The sequence below is a fragment of the Xanthomonas sp. NCPPB 3582 genome (genome assembly GCF_041475735.2).
In the GTDB taxonomy this organism is placed as follows: Bacteria; Pseudomonadota; Gammaproteobacteria; order Xanthomonadales; family Xanthomonadaceae; genus Xanthomonas; species Xanthomonas codiaei.
Map to the genome: position 1 here is coordinate 3,197,104 of NZ_CM192968.1, position 17,210 is coordinate 3,214,313.

Below are 17,210 nucleotides of genomic sequence, written 5' to 3' on the forward strand. Positions count from 1 at the left end.
GTTAGGAGATCAACGTGACGTCGAAGCCGATCGTCGACCGATACCCGCTCCTGGTCTTGTCGATCGCGGTGATGGGCGTGACCTCGTGCCAGAGCTCCGTTCCGAGATCCGCCTGGAAGATGCCCTGCCCGGCCTGCAGTTCGACCTGCAGCAGCTTCGTGCGCTTGTCCCTCCCGTAGATGACGCTTTTCCCGCCACTGATGTTGTTTCTCTCGACGACTAGCGCGGAAACGATGAACTCCACGCCGTCCTGATGAATGCCCTCGGGCGAGTTCGTCACGAGCTGCTGCGGATGGCAGTAGACGACCGTATTGTGAACACTGACGTTGAGCTTCTGGATGGAGTGCTTGGTCTCACGGACCATATCCGCGACGCCAACCAGCAGCGCGCGCAGATTGCTGTCGAACAGCTCCCCGGGGAGCTCCTTGAACTTTCTTAACGACTGCCGGTAGTCGATTTCTCCATCGCAAGCAATCAGCGCCTTTGTTTGCGAAACGAGGCTGCTGGGAATGCGCTCGATGTTCCATTTCCCGTTCCAATGCATCGAGTATTCGGACATGCACCGCTTCCGGGTGGGCACCAGCGCCTCGATCCGCGATTTGTCGCTCGACGAAAGGCCTGGAAAGACCGTGTAGAGCTCAGGGTTCTGTATGACGCCGGTGTAGATGTCATACCAGGTGTCATTCGAAACGTGCGCCAGCGACTCCCGCGGAATGACTTCCTTGATGAGGGATATCTTGTTCTGCTGCAGCAGGTACGAGTCCCATTCGAACTCCGAGTACGCTTCGCGCATCTGGTGCTGAAACGCATCCACGTTCACGCCGTACTGGCCTACGTTCAATACCGTGATGGGGGTGTCGAGTCTTTCAAGCAACATGGCTAGTCCTTAAACGATTCCTGGTCTTCGGCGTAGAAAGCGCGGGTCAGCATCTGAGTCCCGATGGGTTCCTTCATGCAGTCGCTACTCAGGTGAATCACCTTGTCAAGCAGTCGCGGTGCGGGCATCTCCCGCGCCACACCGCTTTCCATCAGGTAGATGCGATCGGCTACATCGAAGTAGCGGTCATCGTGACTGACGACCACCACCGCCTTGTTACTGGATTTCAGGTAAGGCAGGACATCGTGATAGAAGGCCTTCTTGAATTCCGGGTCCTGATCCGCCGCCCACTCGTCGAACAGATAGATCGACTTGTCTTCCAGGAGCGCGACCACAAGGGCGAGCCGCTTGCGCTGTCCGTCGGAGAGGGAGAGCGTCGAGATGCGGCCATTCGTCAGGGTGAGCTTGTGGTCGAGCTGCATCCACTTGAGATATTTCTGGATCGTTGCCTCATCCGCGTGTTTCGCCGCGCCGAACAGCCGATCGAACAGATAGAAATCCGAGGAGATCAGCGACAACTGATTGCGGTACGTCGTGATCCATTCCCGGTCTATCACCTGCTGGCCCAGGCTCACTGTTCCCGCTTCGGGGAAGTAGTGAGCGGTGATGAGCTTGCCGACGGTGGATTTTCCAGAACCATTGCCGCCCACGATAAAGGTGGTCTCACCCCTGTGGATCTCGAAACTGATCGGACCCACGGCGAAGCCGCCTCGCTCTCCGTCGACCTCATACCGGTACGACACGTCCCGCAGATACAGCGTTTGCCACGGCGGCAGCACCTGCAGCGTTTGCCCGATCTCCTCGTGCGGCATCTCGGAGAACAATTTGTCCACGGTCTTCAGGGAAACATTGGCCGACACGAGGTCCGGAATCGCGCTGAGGACGACGCTGATGGGAGCGCTGATGTACAGCAGCACCATGATGGCGCCGATCAGCTCTTCCGAAGACACGGAATGGCGGTTCACGAATATGAACGCCGCGAACCCGATGACGAAGAAACTGATCATGTCGCCGTAGTTCATGGCGGATCGCAAGATGGTCATCCCGCGCTTGTTGGCCCTGCGCACCTCGTCTTCGGAGTGCAGCAGCACTTCATTCATGTAGTCGTGGCGTTTTGCCGCACACAGCTTCAACTCTTTCACACCCTGGATGTTCCCCCGGATTCCCTCGTGCAACACGTCGATCTTGTGGCGCGCGCGGCCGAAGAAACGACTCCCCAGCAGCAGCGGAATCTGGAAAGTAATTGCGCCGAAGATGATCGCCTTGCAGACGAACCAGAACAGGTTCGTGTTGAGGTACATCAGGAACAGGAGCATGCCAAGCGCGGTGACTCCGCTGATCAGCAGATCCGGCAAATGCTGGGCGCCTTGAATCACCGTCTTCACATCCGTCGTGATGGAGGCGATCAGGCGCGGACTACCTACCTTCTCCAGCTTCTCGAGCGGCGCGCGCAGGATCGTGTCGTAGTACTTCCGGCGCAGTTGCGAGGCGGCATCGATGGCCACCCACGAAAGCAACAGCTGCGAGTAGGTTCTCGCCACGATGATCACGATGCACGAGAGGAAGAACAGGGCCGCGAATCGAAAATGACTGACCTCGAAAGAGAAGAACCAGGCGGTGCCCTGGTTCAACGCCGGAAAGTCGCCACTGGTCTCGAGGCTGCTCATGACGAGCGGAATCAGCAACGCGTAACCAATGCCCGTCAGTATCCCGAGCAGCAACGACAGCACCACCTTGAGTGGCGCCTCGTCGATCAGGATGTTGAATAGTTTCACGTGCGTCCTAGTTAGCGGCGGTGGGCTTCAGGATGAGCGTGTGGTCGGCCGTCAAAGCTGATGGCCAGGCCTCGTACTTTCCCGCCGCGAACTTCTCCAACATGTCGTCATAGTGCTCGCTCACGACATTCCCCGACTGCCCGGTTGAATTCATCATCCGGTGCTGTCCCGGTGCCGACGCCGATCCGAGTTGCATGATTTGCCGGAATGCGGGTCCGGTCGTTTGCACGTACCCGTCTTTGTCGCTGTAGCTGAAACCGGAAAGATTGACGGTGTTCGGCGAGCCGACCGCGGGCACGCGGCGTTCGAAGAGGAAATCGAGCCCCTTCACATCACTGAATGGCGTGTGGCGGAAGATGGCTTTGTGCGCGCTGCTCCAATGCCAGTCATCCATGTCCGAGCCCTGCAGGCGAGTCAACTCCCGCGCGGCTGCGGACAGCGCTTCGAGTTTGATGGTCTCGCAGGACTCGTGCTCCGGCGTGTCCCGACGATCGCACCAATCGAACTGCGTATCGTGAAGCGCCTGCCGGACGGACTTAGGTTCCATGTCCGCGACGATCTGATTCATCCGGCGCTGCAGACGGACATCCCCCCAGAAGCCTTTCAGCTTTTCGGAGAGCAATTCCGACCGTAGATGACGCATCGAAGAATAGAAAATGGTCGCACCGATGCTTTCCGAACTGGCGTTGCCATCCCACTTGCGCAGATACTCCAGCATTCGCGCCGTCTCGTCATCGTCGGGTTTCACAGCGGCGAACTCGGACAACATCGCTCTCGCTTCCAGATCGAGCGTGTCCATCTGGAAGACTTCGTGATCCTCGATCGAAAGCGGTTGTCCGCTGGCGAGCTTCTTCTGCATGAGTTGCTCGATGCGTTGCGCACGCTCGGGCTGCGCGAAGTCTCCCGAGACAAAATAGGGATAGTCGGCGGCCATCATGCGGTTGTTAGCCGAAACGATGTAGCCGGACTCCGGATTGAAACTCCGCGGCATCTGTTCATCGGGGATGAAACCCCGCCAACCGGCGGACTCGTCCCATGCCGGCACGGGCGTCATGCCCTCGCCGCGGCCGCGCAGCGGGATCTTTCCGATGCCGAGGTATCCGATGTTTTGCTGATCGTCGATGTACAGCAGATTGAGCGCTGGCGAAAGCAGGCTCCGCATGGCAGTGTCCACTGCTTTCGAGTCAGCGGCGTAGTTCAGCTGGAAAAAGCTTTCGTACGAGGTGTCCTGCGTGGAGTCACCCACCCACCCGAGTGACAACGGTTGTCTGGAAGCACCCGTGACATCCGAGATGACCGGCCCCTTGTCCGTGCGACGCACCAGGATCTTCACGGGCGCAAGGGCTTCGCGCAGAATGGCCGGGAAATCCGCTTTCACCTGAATTGTTTCGACATGGCTGTCGAACTTTTTCCAGGCATCTCCGCGACGATACAGAGTACTGTCCTCCGCATTCACGTCCTCGAAATACAGATCCATGGTGTCGGCCATCATGTTGGTCACACCCCAGGCAACGTGCTCGTTCCGACCGAGCATGATCACGGGTAGACCGACCAGGCTCATGCCGGACGCGCGCAAGCGCGCGCCGTGAATGTCCACCGCGTACCACAACGAGGGCATTTCGAGGCCCAGGTGCGGGTCATTGGCAATCGTGGCAAGACCGTTCGGCGAAAATTTCGCCGCGACGACCCAGGCGTTGCTGCCAATCTGTTTGCCGCCCACGCGCCAGCGGGTTTCGGCTTCGGTGAAGACCTCACCAAGCGCCGCCATCTGCGCCTGACGAAATGGCGTGGCTGCCACGCTGCTCTCCGGCGGCGATTCGTGTCGGCCAAACAATGTTTCGTACTGCCTGGCCGGCAGGTTCTGCGCCACGAGATATCGATTGAGGTCCTGCTGATAGCTACCCGATAAACTGAGCGCGAACAGTTTGACAACCGCCAGCGAATCCGCGGCGCGCCACTGCTCGGGTTTGATGCCGAGTAATCGGAACTCGACGGGCAAAGGATGCCCTTCCGACAACCACGCGTTGACGCCCGCGGCATACGCCAACAATGACTGCCGACCGGGTTCATCCAGTGCGGCGACTGAGAGCTCGGCATTGCGGTAGAGGCCCAGGGTACGCATGTAGATATCGATGGGGACCGCGCTCTTGCCGAACACCTCGGCCAACTTGCCCTGCGCCATTCGCCTCTGCCGCTCCATCTGCCACAGGCGATCCTGCGCATGCACGTAGCCCATGGCGAAGAAGGCGTCACGATCGTTGTCGGCCGTGATAGAAGGCACACCGCTTTCATCGCGGGCGATGCGCACTTCGGACTGGATTCCAGACAACAGCCGGCTGCCTTGCGATTCCGGCAGCGTTGCCGCAAGCGAACGGTGAGCCTGATAGAACCCGAACGAGGCCGGGACGAGCACGATCGCCGTGAACGAGTACAACACTGCGTGGGACCGAAAGATCCGATAAAGACGCTGCACGATATTGATCGAAAGTCCCTGCCCCACCATGCAGCTTCCCCTTTCCAACTTGCTCAATGGCAGCCTGCAAGGAAGGCGGCCTCATCTTTCTGGCTCCGCACGTCGCGGACATGTCGTACGCCGGAAGCCCTGGGCCACACAAATATGTGTGCGGCGACGCGGCACGTCGCCGCCGCGGCATGGGAGAGACCGATCTGCGCTTCACGCAGACCGGATGTTTCCCAAACGCATCAGTTTCGCCTAAGACTACTCGGCGAAGTTGAGACCGCGACGATTCTGCTTCAACACCCGGTTGTGGGAAGAAGGGTCATCGCCGGAGACCACGATCACCCCGAAGTTATCGAGAGAGATGCGGCTGCCGTACTCTTCCACATGGTCGGAGTCTGGGTAGACGTGCACTGAAGCAGGAACGTAGCGGGCAGCGAAGCCCAGGCGGGTTTTGTCCGTCGTGGAATTCGGGTGGGACGCGTGCATGCACGTCGACCAGAAGATCACGAACTGACCCGCGCGCATCTGCATCGACGCTGCCTTCGACTCATCCGGACGCCAATCCGGATCTTTCTGAAGATTGCGGTAGTCGTAGCCGAAGAAGCCTCGCTTGATGCCGTCCTTCTCAAGCTTGTTGACGTTCTCCGGCTCGTACTTCATGCCCTTGGACTCGTCGTAGAACATCTCTTCGTGAGTGCCGGGCATGAAGCGCAGGCAGCCCATCTCTTCGGAGGCGTCGGTCAACGCCGTCCAAACGGTGATCGCGCCACCGAACCGATCATTCTGCGGCCAGACGATCTGGGGCTGGCCTGAGGCATGCGCGAATGTATCGGCCTGGTGCCAATCGGTTCCTTCGTCACCCGGGTACTTGGGGAACAGTTCGGAACGCCAGCAAATCAAATCGGGGCCGAGGATGTCGGCCACCTTGTCAACGATTTCGCGGCGCATGATGTGCTTGCTCAAATCGTTGACATCCAAGTGGCGGTCATAGCCCGCGATGACGCTCTTGTTGTCCAGTTCGTAAGCAGCATGTGAGCGATCGAACAGTTCCGCGCGAATGCGCTTGTACTTGTCCTTGATTTCGTCTGCCTCGTAGAGATCGAATGGGCCGATAAAACCGTTCGCTCTGAAGCTCGCCTGTTGTTCCTGCGTCAAACCAAATGTTTTTCTCATATGAATCCGCCCCCTCCGTTCAATTGCGCTTAGATTTAAGATCAGTCAACCGCGGCGACTTTGACCGCGGACTTCGCTTCGATATAGGCCACGACCCATCCGTCTATCATCGGATTGGCCATAAGGTGCGAAGTCGAAACAGTCACGCCCAACTTCTCCTCGATCTGTAGCTGCATGTCGATCACCGTGAGTGACGACACACCCGCGTCGAAGAAATCCTGGTCGCCAGGCAGATGCTGTAAGCTTGGCTTGGATTGGATCACGCCTAGGACAATGGCGCGTACATCGGCGTCGGACATTTTTCTCTCCTAAGGCGATTTGCATTCATTTGCTTGTTAGTTGCATCAGCTAGTTGAAACGACAGACTCCCTGATCCGTTGTCGATCGATCTTGCCGTTCATGTTGATCGGCAGATTGGTACTCAAACGAATCAGGTCGGGAACCATGTAAGCCGGCAGTTCTTCGGCCAGTGCCCGCTTCACTTCGGCCACCGTGGTCGCGCCTTCCGCATCCAGCAACAAGTCGGCAATCAGGTGCTGATCACCGTTGTCGAATTTCTCTACCATCACAGCGGCGTCCACCACGTGGTCCAATTTCAGCAAGCTGGCCTGCACTTCTTCCAGAGCCACCCGGTAGCCGCGAATTTTCGTCTGATTGTCGCGGCGCCCTCGGAATTCGATTTCATCGTTCGCATTGCGAAGTACTAGATCGCCGGTGCGGTAGATCAAGCCATCTGCGATGGACGGATTGTGGAAGAATGCAGTGCTGAGTCCGTCATCGTTTAGATAGCCCAGCGCCACACCTGCGCCGGAGGCGTACAGCTCGCCGATCTCACCGTCCGCGACCGGCTGCAGCGCCTCATCGAGGATGTGCACTTGCGTGCCGGAAATAGTCGTGCCGATAGGCACGCACTCGGTCGGGCGTTTTGCAGTCGTCATGCGGTGGCAGCAGGTGAACGTCGTGTTCTCCGTCGGTCCGTAGCCGTTGATGAGCACCAGCTCAGGCATTGCATCCAGGACCTTGTTAACCATTTTCGGATAGAGAACATCACCGCCCGCCAACAGCACCTTGATTCCTTTCAGCGAGGTCAGGAAGCGAGTGGCTATCAAGTGGAACAGCGCAGCGGTCAACCATAGGATCGTTATCCGCTGTTCACGGATTTCCTTGGCAAACAGACTGGGGTCGAACGTAGCGCCGGAATACAACACGAGCGTACTGCCATTTAGCAGCCCCCCCCAGATCTCGAAGGTGGATGCGTCGAACGAGAGCGGCGCGAATTGCAGGATGCTGTCGTGTTCCGAGATTTCGATGTAGTTGGATTGCTTCACCAAGCGAATGACAGCGCGATGGGGAACGATAACTCCCTTCGGCTGACCCGTCGAACCCGACGTGAACATCACGTAGCAACGATCGTCAGGTTCCCCTTCGATCTCTAGGTTGTCGGAATTCTCCTCGGAGAAAAGATCCGCCGAGCGACTGTCGACGATGTGTCTGCCCAGGGCCAGCGATTCATGGATCTCGTGATCCGCAAGCACCAGGCTGACTCGAGCGGCATTCAAGCACTCCGAATTGCGGGCCACGGGATTGTTGCCATCCAGGGGCAGATAGGCGCCACCGCACTTGAGGACGGCCAGAATCGCGACCAATTGCTCCGGAGAACGCGACATCATCACGGCAACCACGTCGCCCCGAGCGACTCCGCACGCGGACAAGTGAGATGCGACCTGATTGGCGCGGGTGTTGAGCTCCGCATACGTGAGCGCGACGCTGGCGCATCTCAGAGCAATGGCCTGCGGACGCTTGGAAGCCTCTGCTTCGAATATGCGCGAGATCGACGCGTACTGATTGTTCTTATGCGACACCTTCGTACGCTCCCGTCAAAAAATCGCGAGTGACCCCCATGACTCGGGTAGCGTCACGCAACAATTCGTAGTGATCTCCTTCGGGCTCGATGACGATCGACGAGTTTCTCATGTGTTTCTGGATTTGCATCGAGCTGTAGACGTTGGTTTGCAAATCCCGCTCACAGGCGATCAGGAGCGTGCGGTTGTTGACCGTCGATGCGAGCTCCTGAAAATTCGTGGAGCGATACGACAGGTAGTTGAGCGCGTAGCGCTGGAAGAAATGAGCTTGGGAAAACGGCAATCTGATGCCTTCGGGGACCTGGCGCGCGCTCAACAGTTTGCGTTCGTCCGGTAAGCGCTCGAGAATGAACTGCGCCGTTTTCCGGTCTTTCGAAGCCATCGGCAGCAGGCTGTCGATGTCGCGACCGAACTGCGTGACGCAAGCCGGTTGACTCAGCAAAGCATAGTCGCCGCTGACCAGCACCAACGCGCCGAATCGATCCGGGTTGACGTTCACAGCGGCCAAGGCAATCCCCGCGCCCGAGCAGTAGCCCACAATATGCGCTTGCTCGACTTCGCAGGCATCTAGAATGGCAAATAAGTCAGCGACATGGTGCTCGACCGTGAGCTCCTTATCACTCACCGGATGTTCCGCTGGCGCGAGTATCAATCTCGCCTCCCAGCAGATCACGCGGAAGGAATCCTTGAAGCGATCGATGAATGGCTGCGCGAGGCCGAGCTTGAGACCGAACGGAATGACGAACAGGAGAGCCGGCTTCGCGGACGAAAAATCGCTACAGAAGTACTGTATTTGTACGCTATCGCGGTCAGTCGTCAGGTGTTCCAAGATCAGCATCCCTTGCTGTAATTTGAGAATCGCTTCCGGTGCGCCTCAATGAGCAACTAATTGCCACATTACGAGACCGTTGCAATGCACTTATACCGATCTGCAGAAAAAATTACAATAGACCGGGCGGATTCAACTTCGAAGTGCAATTTCCTAGAACTGAAGCGGACCCAGGTGTCGTAGGCTGCCGCTTCACGACCAAGAGAAGTTGCCCATGTCCTATCAAGACCTGACCCAAGACGAACGCTACCAGACGACGCCCTGTTTGGCCTGGATTTGAGCTGTACCCAGATTGCCCCAGCTTGAACCGCCCCGGCTTTCTTGGAGGCCGCTTAGTTTCAGTCAGGCCGCCTTGACCTGGCTGGCTTGTTGCCAATAGTAAGCCGCTTCGGCTTCCGCTGACGGGACGTGGCCGATCGGCCCCAGCAGTCGTTTGTGATTGAAGCAGTGCACCCAGTCCAGTGTGGCCAGTTCCACCTGGTCGCGGTTGCGCCATGACTGTCGGTGGATCTCCTCGGCCTTGTACAGTCCGTTAATCGTCTCGGCCAGCGCGTTGTCATAGGAATCACCCACGCTGCCCACCGATGGCTCGATCTCGGCCTCGGCCAGTCGCTCGCTGATGCTCACGTATTGCGATCCCCTGGGGAGTAATGGATCAGTTCGCCCTCCCGCTGCCAGGCGTGCACCGCCTGCTCCAACGCATCGGGCACGAAGTCCGTCGTCATTGATGACTCTGCCTTCCAGCCCACGATCCGCTGCGCGTACACGTCGATCACGAACGCCACGTACGCCATGCCCTGCCAGCTCGAGACGTAGGTGAAGTCACTTACCCACGGCGCGTTCGGTCGCTCGGCCTGGAACTGCCGGTTCACCCGGTCCAGCGGACACGGCTGCGCTTGGTCGCTGACCGTGGTCTTCACCGGCTTGCCACGGACAACGCCACGCAGGCCCAGCCGGCGCGTCAGCCGTTCCACCGTGAAACGCGCCATCTGCCAACCTTCCCGCAACAATTGCTTCCAGATCTTCCTGGCGCCATACACCTGCTTGTTCTCCTCCCGGACCCGACGGACTTCCACTTCCAGCGCCCAATCACGCCACCAGCGATCCGGACGCGTCTCGGGATCAGCCTGCTGCGCTGCATGGCTGTAGTACGTCGACGGCGCAATCTTCGGTTACTGACAGCGCAAGCTGGCCCAGGATTCCGTAGCAGCCTTGCCAGCCACGCTGCCGATTCGTGTGGCAGCGCCACGCAGGCGCCGATCACGCAGGTGCGATTGCCCAAGCGGGGTGATCGTGTCGGTGCCTGCCGCCGATCCAGCCTGGCTGGCCAGTCTGCTGCGCGCGCTGGGCGCGTGCTGAACGCTGAGGCCTGGTGGCTGGTCACCATGCCGACGGATCTGCGCTGAGGGATAGATCGCTTGCTGTTGCAGGCGCAGGCCGTGCTGGGTCGATGCCGACCGAGGGCGAGGCCTTTGTATTCGCCAAGCGGGCCGGGACCCGGATGAAGTTGCTGAACGTGGACCGGCATGGGGTCTTTGCCCGGCGAGGCCGTCCGCACTCGAAGCGCGGTCAGCTTGTCCAGAGCCATGAGAGCGTCCTCGCATCCGCATTGGGGGTATCGTGCCCCCGGCTCCGCGTTGTACCCCTCAGATATCCCCACGCCGCAGAGACGTCCGAAGATCTCCTAGGACACCTTCGGACAAAAACCACTTAATATTCAATAAATTAGAGATCAACTACGCCTCTACCGCACGGTGTGAGTTGTCTACGGTGAAGCTCTCGCCGCAACCGCACTCGGCCGTGGCATTGGGGTTGCTGAAGGTGAAGGTCTCGCTCAGGCCGTGCTTGCCGAAGTCGATGCAGGTGCCATCCACCAGCGGCAGGCTGACCGGGTCGACGAAGATATGCACCCCGCCCTGCTCGAACACCGCATCGTCGTCGCGCTGCTCGCGCGCCAGGTCGGTGACATGCCCCCAGCCAGAGCACCCGGTCTTGGTCACGCCGAAGCGCAGGCCCAGCGCACCCGGGGTCTGCTGCACGAAACGCTGCACGCGCTCCAGCGCGGCGGGGGTGAGGCTGACGGCCATGAGGGCACTCCAAAACAGTGGTGACAAGTATAGCGAGACCGCAACAACCAGGCGGGGACGCTGAACGGCGATGCCTGCAACAGATGGGGGCGGTGTGCGCCTGCGACAAGCGCAGCCGCCGGCACGCCGTTCAGACGCTCGCGCCAGCGCGGCCGCAGCCAGTAAACTCGCCGATCATTCAAGATCGCAACGGCGGGGAATAGTCATGACGGTGGTCAGCGTTGAACATGCGCTTGCGGGCAAGCTGCCCGAAGGCGGCGAAGTCACGGTACGGGGGTGGGTGCGCACGCTGCGCGGATCCGCCGGACTGGCCTTCATCAACGTGACCGATGGCTCGTGCTTCGCGCCGATCCAGGTGGTGGCCAACGACACCCTGCCCAATTTCGATGAGATCAAGCGCCTGACCAGCGGCTGTTCGCTGGTCGCCAAGGGCGTGCTGGTGAAGTCGCAGGGCAAGGGCCAGTCGTTCGAGATCCAGGCCAGCGGCGTGGAGATTGTCGGCTGGGTCGAAGACCCGCTGACCTACCCGATCCAGCCCAAGCCGATGACGCCGGAGTTCCTGCGCGAAGTGGCGCACCTGCGCCCGCGCACCAACCTGTTCGGTGCGGTCACCCGTATCCGCAACTGCCTGGCGCAAGCGGTGCACCGCTTCTTCCACCAGAACGGCTTCAACTGGATCAGCACGCCGATCATCACCACCTCCGATGCCGAGGGCGCCGGGCAGATGTTCCGCGTCTCCACGCTGGACATGGTCAACCTGCCGCGCGACGCCAAGGGCAATGTGGACTTCAGCCGCGACTTCTTCGGCAAGGAGACCTTTCTCACCGTCTCCGGCCAGCTCAACGTAGAGGCGTACTGCCTGGCGCTGAGCAAGGTGTACACCTTCGGGCCGACCTTCCGCGCCGAGAACAGCCACACTACCCGCCACCTGGCCGAATTCTGGATGATCGAGCCGGAGATCGCCTTCGCCGACCTGGCCGAGGACGCGCGCCTGGCTGAGCAGTTCCTCAAGTACCTGTTCCGTGCGGTGCTGGACGAACGTGGCGACGATCTGGCGTTCCTGGCCGAGCGCGTGGACAAGAACGCGATCAGCAAGCTGGAGGCCTTCATCAATGCGCCGTTCGAGCAGATCGACTACACCGAGGCGGTGAAGCTGCTGCAGAACTCGGGCAAGAAGTTCGACTTCCCGGTCGAATGGGGCCTGGACCTGCAGACCGAGCACGAACGCTGGCTCACCGAAGAACACATCGGCCGCCCGGTGGTGGTGACCAACTATCCCGAGCACATCAAGGCCTTCTACATGCGCCTGAACGACGACGGCAAGACCGTCGCGGCGATGGACGTGCTGGCGCCGGGCATCGGCGAGATCATCGGCGGCAGCCAGCGCGAAGAGCGCCTGGACGTGCTGGACGCGCGCATGGCGCAGTTCGGGCTGGATCAGGAGCACTACGGCTGGTACCGCGATTTCCGCCGCTACGGCTCGGTGCCGCATGCCGGCTTCGGCTTAGGCTTCGAACGCCTGGTGGTCTACGTATGCGGGCTGAGCAACATCCGCGATGCCATCCCCTACCCGCGCGCGCCTGGCAGCGCCGAGTTCTGAGGTGGGCAACGCGGCGGCCACGGTCACGCTGCACCGCCCTGCGGGGCCGGAGGAATACGCATTGGTGCGCGACTCCGGCTTTCGGCGCTGGCCGCTACCGCTGCCTGAGCAACCGCTGTTCTATCCGGTGACCAATCGGCGCTACGCCGAGCAGATCGCGTCGCACTGGAACGTCAAGCACAGCGGGGTTGGCCATGTTGCGCAGTTCGCAGTACGCGCAACGTTCGTCGAACCCTGCGCCATTGAAGAAGTCGGCGGTACACACCACACCGAGTGGTGGATTCGGGCCGAAGATCTGAATGCGCTGAATAACGATATCGTCGGTCTCGTTGACATCATCGGCCGGTTCGATGCGCCGCCCACGGAGCACGATGCATGATTCTGTTCTTCGCCTTGTGTTTCGTCGGCGTCGCCGTCGCCGGCCTGACCGCGCTGCTGATCTTCTGGCCGCTGACCCTGGTACACCTGCGCGACCGCCACCCGGACGCACTGGACAGTTTCGGCGACCCGGCCTTCATCAGTCCCGTGGCGTTGCGCTGGTTGCTGGCGCGTCGTTACCGCAGTTTCCGCGACAGTGCGCTGTCCGGCCTGGCCACGCCCGCCTGGCTCTCGCTGCTGACCATCTTTTTCGGCCTGGGCATGGCGGCCCTGCTCGGCCTGCTTTCCAAGGTTCTGACATGACTCACGCTGCACCCGATACCGAACTCGATCGCGACCAGTGGTGGCTGGCCACCATCGGCCGCACCCTGATCTGGGCACGCCTGCGCATCAAGGCCGCCGGCACCGCCGAAGTGCTGGACAGCGATGGCAAGACGCTGGCCTACGACAGCGAAGACAGCGCGCGCGCCGCACTGTTCGATGCCGAATTCGTCGCGCTGGACGGGCTGGACGAAGAAGACGCGCTGATCCGCGGATTTTCGCTACACGAGATTTCGCCGCCGCAGGGCACCGACGATACCGATCTGCGCGAACGCATGGTGATCAGCATGGGCGGCCGCGCCTGAGATGTACGCACCGCGCGCCTTCGCACAGACCGATCTGGCGCTGCTGGACAAGCTGCTGGCGCACGACCCGTTCGTGACACTGGTCAGTCCGGGCAACGACGGCGTGCCGGCCATTTCGCACCTGCCGGTGCTGTACCGGCGCGACGAACAGGCAATCCTTATCGAGGGGCACTGGGCACGCCCCAACCCGCAGGCCCGCGCCCCTGGCCAGGCGGTGATCGTGGTGCACGGGCCGCATGCCTATGTGTCGCCCACCTGGTATCCGGACAAGGAAGCCGCCGCGCGCGTGCCGACCTGGAACTACGCGGTTGCACATCTGCACGGCCACTGCAGCCGGGTGGACGACGAGCAAGCGCTGGGCGATCTGATCGGTCGCATGAGCCGGCACTTCGAGCAGCGTGTCGGTAGCGACTGGCAGTTCGAGATGGAGCGCGACACCCATCGTCGCCAGCTGCGCGGCCTGGTGGGCTTTTGCTTCGTGCCCAGCCGTGTCGAACTCACCTTCAAGCTGAGCCAGAACCATCCGGCCGCCAATCAGCGCAGCGTCAGCCAGTTCCTGGCGCAGCAACCCGACCAAGCCTCGCACGCGATCGCAGCATTGATGCAGGCGGCCATGGACGCCGATACGACGCGCTGAAACGGCCGCAGCCGCTCACGCGAACGGCTGATCGCCACAGGATGGGAGGCGTCGGCCACGGTGTTGGCCGACGCCGGAACCGACCTGCGCCCAGGTCATTACATCGCGCTGGCCCTGCGCCAGGCGGTGCCCTCGCCCTTCGTTTCGCTCATAGCATGATCAGCAGATGCGGGCCGTACAACTCGTCGTCGCGCCAGCTCTGCTCATCCATGCCCGCTTCGTGCGGCGCGAGTCGATACCGCGCTGGATCGACTCCCAGATTGCGACGTGCCGCCAAGGCATCTGCCCTGGCCCACGGTTTGTAGTGGTTGGGAGAGATAAAAAAGCGGGTATTGAGATAGTCGAAGATCAGTCGAACATTGCTACAGCCCTCCAGCATCACCGTGTATTCCACATACCCGGTCAGCACATCGCTCGTGCCCGAACGTTCGCGCTGCCGGTTCTGAACGTATGCCTTGCCCCGCTCCAGTATGTAGTCGTGATAAAGCCCGGCCCGCCCCGTCGGCGATGCTGGATAGTCGAGAACCGGAAGATAGCGGCGACCTCGGTCGTCGTTCTGGTGCACGTCGCGCATGGACCCGTGCACATTTTCGCCGTGCTTGGATTCAGGCACTGCATCGTAGACGCCTGTGCCACGAAAGATGCTGGTGACCAGCGTCCGCACCGGTTCCGCCACGTCGGTCGCCGGCACCTGGTAGATCGGCCGCGCAACCGGCATGCCGGAAAGCGGCTGCAGCAGCGTGCCAGCCCGATCACGCGCAAGCACCCGCTCCAGCGATTGAATGAACTCCAGATTGCCACCTTGCCCGGTGGCAGTGGCATTCTCGGACATGCTCATATTGTTCTCCTTGATGCGCAACGACACATGCCGCCGTTGCGCCTTGATGGATATAGCAACGGGCAAACTACTTCAGCGCGCGAATGGTGTCTGCGATACCCGTGTCGCCGGTGTAGTCCTTGGATTGAACATAGTCGATGTAGTCCTGCAACTGCAACGGCAGCAATGGCGGAGTAGCGTGTGTCGTGCCTTTGAATTTCGTGCTCTTGAACCTGAGCGTGTGCTCATACATGTTCATCAACACACGATACGGCTCCAGTTCGACCCGCTCCCCAGCGATGGCTCTCTGCATCGCGCCTTCAATCAGCTTGGAACGCGCCGCCTCGCAAATCAGGCACACGACGACACTCAAGCGTTGATTCATGTCGGTACCGCCCTCGCCGCCCTTGGAGAGCGCGGCGACCAAATCGGCGTAGGAGACGCCAGGAAATTTACCAACGTGCCGGTAGCTCTTGAGGTCGTACCTGCTGCCACCGATTTCGTAGGCGTTCAATTCGAAGTTCGGGGACTTCAAGAAGTAACGCGAGACTTTCTTGCTTTCGTTTTCATCCACGTAGACCACCTCGACAGAGTCCTGGTGGTCGTTGTCATGCCGCACAGCTGTCAGCGCATCGGCATAGCCCTTTTCATCAAGCCGCAAGTTAATGCTCATGGATTTATCCTGTATTGAATGATGTTGCGTCGCTGGACGCGCCCTCTGCGCGTCTGGACGCACCACCAGTGTGCGAATGGCGACCATCCTTCGGTATCGGTCAGGAACCCAGATCCAGGGGTGCATGCGCGGACCTGCCGCCGGAAGAACGCTCAACGCTGCAAGTGGAGCGGCCCCGGCGCCAGCTTTGGACAAAGCGCAAGCCGCTGACTGCTCGCGGCGACGACGAGGCGCTGCGATAAAAGTTGACGCAACATTCTCACTGTCACGACAGGATTGGCGCCACCGAAAGGTTCCTGCAGGCGCTCGCAAACCGCATCGTTGAGCATCGCGTGACCGGAACGGAAAATCCATCGATCACTCTCGGCGTAGCGAAGCACCCCCTCTCGCGAGGGCATCGCAGCCATGCGCCGAATGCTGTGTGACTGGCACCCGTCTTTGCAAAAGCCTGGGCAACTCAGCCAGCTTGGCACGACCGCTGCGGCACGAATGCTTCCGACAGCTCGCCACCACCGCCGGATACAGGATCCAGTGGAGAAAGCCCTTGTGCGATTGCATAACGGGTGAGCTGGGCGATGCTTTGGATATTGAGCTTCAACATGCAGTTTTCGCGATGCGTCCCCACCGTTTTCACGCTCAAGTGCAGGCGCGTAGCGATCTGCCTGGTGGACAGACCCTCGGAGTAAAGCTGCACGATTTCGCGCTCACGCGAGGTCAGCCGGGTATACGCGGAGTCGTCCTTGGCGGCTCGACGCAGTCCTGCGATCAGCGAACGCGACATCTGAGGACTGATATAGATCTGATCTTGACCAACGAGTTGAATTGCACGCAACAATTCGGCGAAGGTGCTGGTTCGCGCCAGGTAGGCTTTTGCGCCTGCCTCGAAGACTGCGCTGGCACGCATGCAGGCATCAGATGGAGCAATGCAGATTGCCCGGCTGTTGGGACTGCGTTGAATCAAACGTCGCGTCAGATCTATGCCATTGAGGCCGGGGAGCAGGACATCCACCAGGACGATATCCGGCTGCTCTCTGGCAGCGATCTGAAGACACGCCAGCCCGTCTTCGGCGTGCCCTACCACTTCGAAATCCGGAACCTTTTGCAGCAAAGCGACCATACCCTCCACGAGGATGGTGCGATCAGCAGCGACGACGATACGTGTCTTCATCATTCCCTCGGTTGCACGAATGGGGACCGCACTGTGCAGCGGCTTTCGAGCGGCGCGCTGCAGCGAATCGACAGATGCTCGGCAGGAGCACTTGAGCGAGCTTGTCATACGCTCACCTCGGAACCATCGGTCCTGGACTGATTTGGAAACCGTCAAATGCTGGTTTTGAAGACGGTGTAGATGTCGGTGTGACGCAACGACGGGTACGTTTGCGCAAGGTGTGTTAACACGTTGAACGAGCCGAAGC

General features: G+C 60.2%; 16 protein-coding genes and 1 pseudogene. 5 read left to right on the top strand and 12 right to left on the bottom strand.

Going from position 1 to position 17,210, the window contains the following annotated elements; genetic code table 11:
* Nucleotide 1: 1 nt before the first annotated feature.
* From ACCQ05_RS13330 to ACCQ05_RS13370, 9 genes and pseudogenes are all read right to left on the bottom strand, one after another.
* The gene (locus ACCQ05_RS13330; RefSeq protein WP_228961616.1) at nt 2-877 is read right to left on the bottom strand and encodes a 2OG-Fe dioxygenase family protein; all 876 of its coding nucleotides are present in this window, start codon (nt 875-877) and stop codon (nt 2-4) included.
* Between the two features lie 2 nt (nt 878-879).
* Entirely contained in the window at nt 880-2,652 is a 1,773-nt protein-coding gene (locus ACCQ05_RS13335) for a cyclic peptide export ABC transporter (RefSeq protein ID WP_228961617.1), read from the bottom strand.
* 7 nt (nt 2,653-2,659) lie between these two features.
* Nucleotides 2,660-5,182 (bottom strand): penicillin acylase family protein, encoded by a 2,523-nt coding sequence (locus tag ACCQ05_RS13340; RefSeq protein WP_228961618.1) that lies wholly within the window; start codon nt 5,180-5,182, stop codon nt 2,660-2,662.
* 189 nt (nt 5,183-5,371) lie between these two features.
* Nucleotides 5,372-6,286 (bottom strand): chlorinating enzyme, encoded by a 915-nt coding sequence (locus tag ACCQ05_RS13345; RefSeq protein ID WP_228961619.1) that lies wholly within the window; start codon nt 6,284-6,286, stop codon nt 5,372-5,374.
* A 41-nt stretch (nt 6,287-6,327) separates the two neighbouring features.
* Nucleotides 6,328-6,585 carry an acyl carrier protein gene (locus ACCQ05_RS13350; protein ID WP_055820682.1) on the bottom strand — a complete coding sequence of 86 codons (258 nt, stop codon included), beginning with the start codon at nt 6,583-6,585 and terminating at the stop codon, nt 6,328-6,330.
* A gap of 45 nt (nt 6,586-6,630) precedes the next feature.
* Nucleotides 6,631-8,148 carry an amino acid adenylation domain-containing protein gene (locus ACCQ05_RS13355; RefSeq protein WP_372390817.1) on the bottom strand — a complete coding sequence of 506 codons (1,518 nt, stop codon included), beginning with the start codon at nt 8,146-8,148 and terminating at the stop codon, nt 6,631-6,633.
* A complete protein-coding gene (locus tag ACCQ05_RS13360) occupies nt 8,138-8,977 on the bottom strand; it encodes an alpha/beta fold hydrolase (RefSeq protein WP_506191524.1) in 840 nt (279 codons plus the stop codon). The genes ACCQ05_RS13355 and ACCQ05_RS13360 overlap by 11 nt, the downstream gene beginning before the upstream one ends.
* A gap of 342 nt (nt 8,978-9,319) precedes the next feature.
* Nucleotides 9,320-10,146 (bottom strand): annotated as a pseudogene (locus tag ACCQ05_RS13365) (IS3 family transposase); the annotation flags it as partial.
* 567 nt (nt 10,147-10,713) lie between these two features.
* A complete protein-coding gene (locus ACCQ05_RS13370) occupies nt 10,714-11,064 on the bottom strand; it encodes a HesB/IscA family protein (protein WP_372390821.1) in 351 nt (116 codons plus the stop codon).
* Between the two features lie 205 nt (nt 11,065-11,269).
* On the opposite strand from ACCQ05_RS13370, the gene asnS reads away from it, so the two are divergent.
* The 5 genes from asnS to ACCQ05_RS13395 are packed head-to-tail and all read left to right on the top strand — an operon-like array spanning nt 11,270 to nt 14,305.
* The gene (gene asnS, locus ACCQ05_RS13375; protein ID WP_228961623.1) at nt 11,270-12,664 is read left to right on the top strand and encodes an asparagine--tRNA ligase; all 1,395 of its coding nucleotides are present in this window, start codon (nt 11,270-11,272) and stop codon (nt 12,662-12,664) included.
* On the top strand, nt 12,621-13,043 hold the full coding sequence (locus ACCQ05_RS13380; RefSeq protein ID WP_372390823.1) for an ADP-ribosylation/crystallin J1: 423 nt from the start codon (nt 12,621-12,623) through the stop codon (nt 13,041-13,043). Before asnS ends, ACCQ05_RS13380 begins: the two co-directional genes overlap by 44 nt.
* A complete protein-coding gene (locus tag ACCQ05_RS13385; protein ID WP_104540622.1) occupies nt 13,040-13,345 on the top strand; it encodes a hypothetical protein in 306 nt (101 codons plus the stop codon). Before ACCQ05_RS13380 ends, ACCQ05_RS13385 begins: the two co-directional genes overlap by 4 nt.
* Complete coding sequence (locus ACCQ05_RS13390) at nt 13,342-13,668, top strand: hypothetical protein (protein WP_372390825.1); 327 nt, start codon at nt 13,342-13,344, stop codon at nt 13,666-13,668. The genes ACCQ05_RS13385 and ACCQ05_RS13390 overlap by 4 nt, the downstream gene beginning before the upstream one ends.
* A 1-nt stretch (nt 13,669) precedes the next feature.
* Nucleotides 13,670-14,305, top strand: coding sequence for an FMN-binding negative transcriptional regulator (locus ACCQ05_RS13395; RefSeq protein WP_372390827.1), 636 nt, complete (start codon nt 13,670-13,672; stop codon nt 14,303-14,305).
* 148 nt (nt 14,306-14,453) lie between these two features.
* Here the strand turns inward: ACCQ05_RS13395 and ACCQ05_RS13400 are convergent, their stop codons facing one another.
* The 3 genes from ACCQ05_RS13400 to ACCQ05_RS13410 all read right to left on the bottom strand — a co-directional run bounded on the left by ACCQ05_RS13400 (nt 14,454) and on the right by ACCQ05_RS13410 (nt 16,966).
* Nucleotides 14,454-15,143 (bottom strand): hypothetical protein, encoded by a 690-nt coding sequence (locus ACCQ05_RS13400; protein ID WP_372390829.1) that lies wholly within the window; start codon nt 15,141-15,143, stop codon nt 14,454-14,456.
* Nucleotides 15,144-15,210: 67 nt separating this feature from the next.
* Nucleotides 15,211-15,795 (bottom strand): hypothetical protein, encoded by a 585-nt coding sequence (locus ACCQ05_RS13405; protein ID WP_372390831.1) that lies wholly within the window; start codon nt 15,793-15,795, stop codon nt 15,211-15,213.
* A 457-nt stretch (nt 15,796-16,252) separates the two neighbouring features.
* Complete coding sequence (locus ACCQ05_RS13410) at nt 16,253-16,966, bottom strand: LuxR C-terminal-related transcriptional regulator (protein ID WP_324250813.1); 714 nt, start codon at nt 16,964-16,966, stop codon at nt 16,253-16,255.
* Between the last annotated feature and the right edge of the window lie 244 nt (nt 16,967-17,210).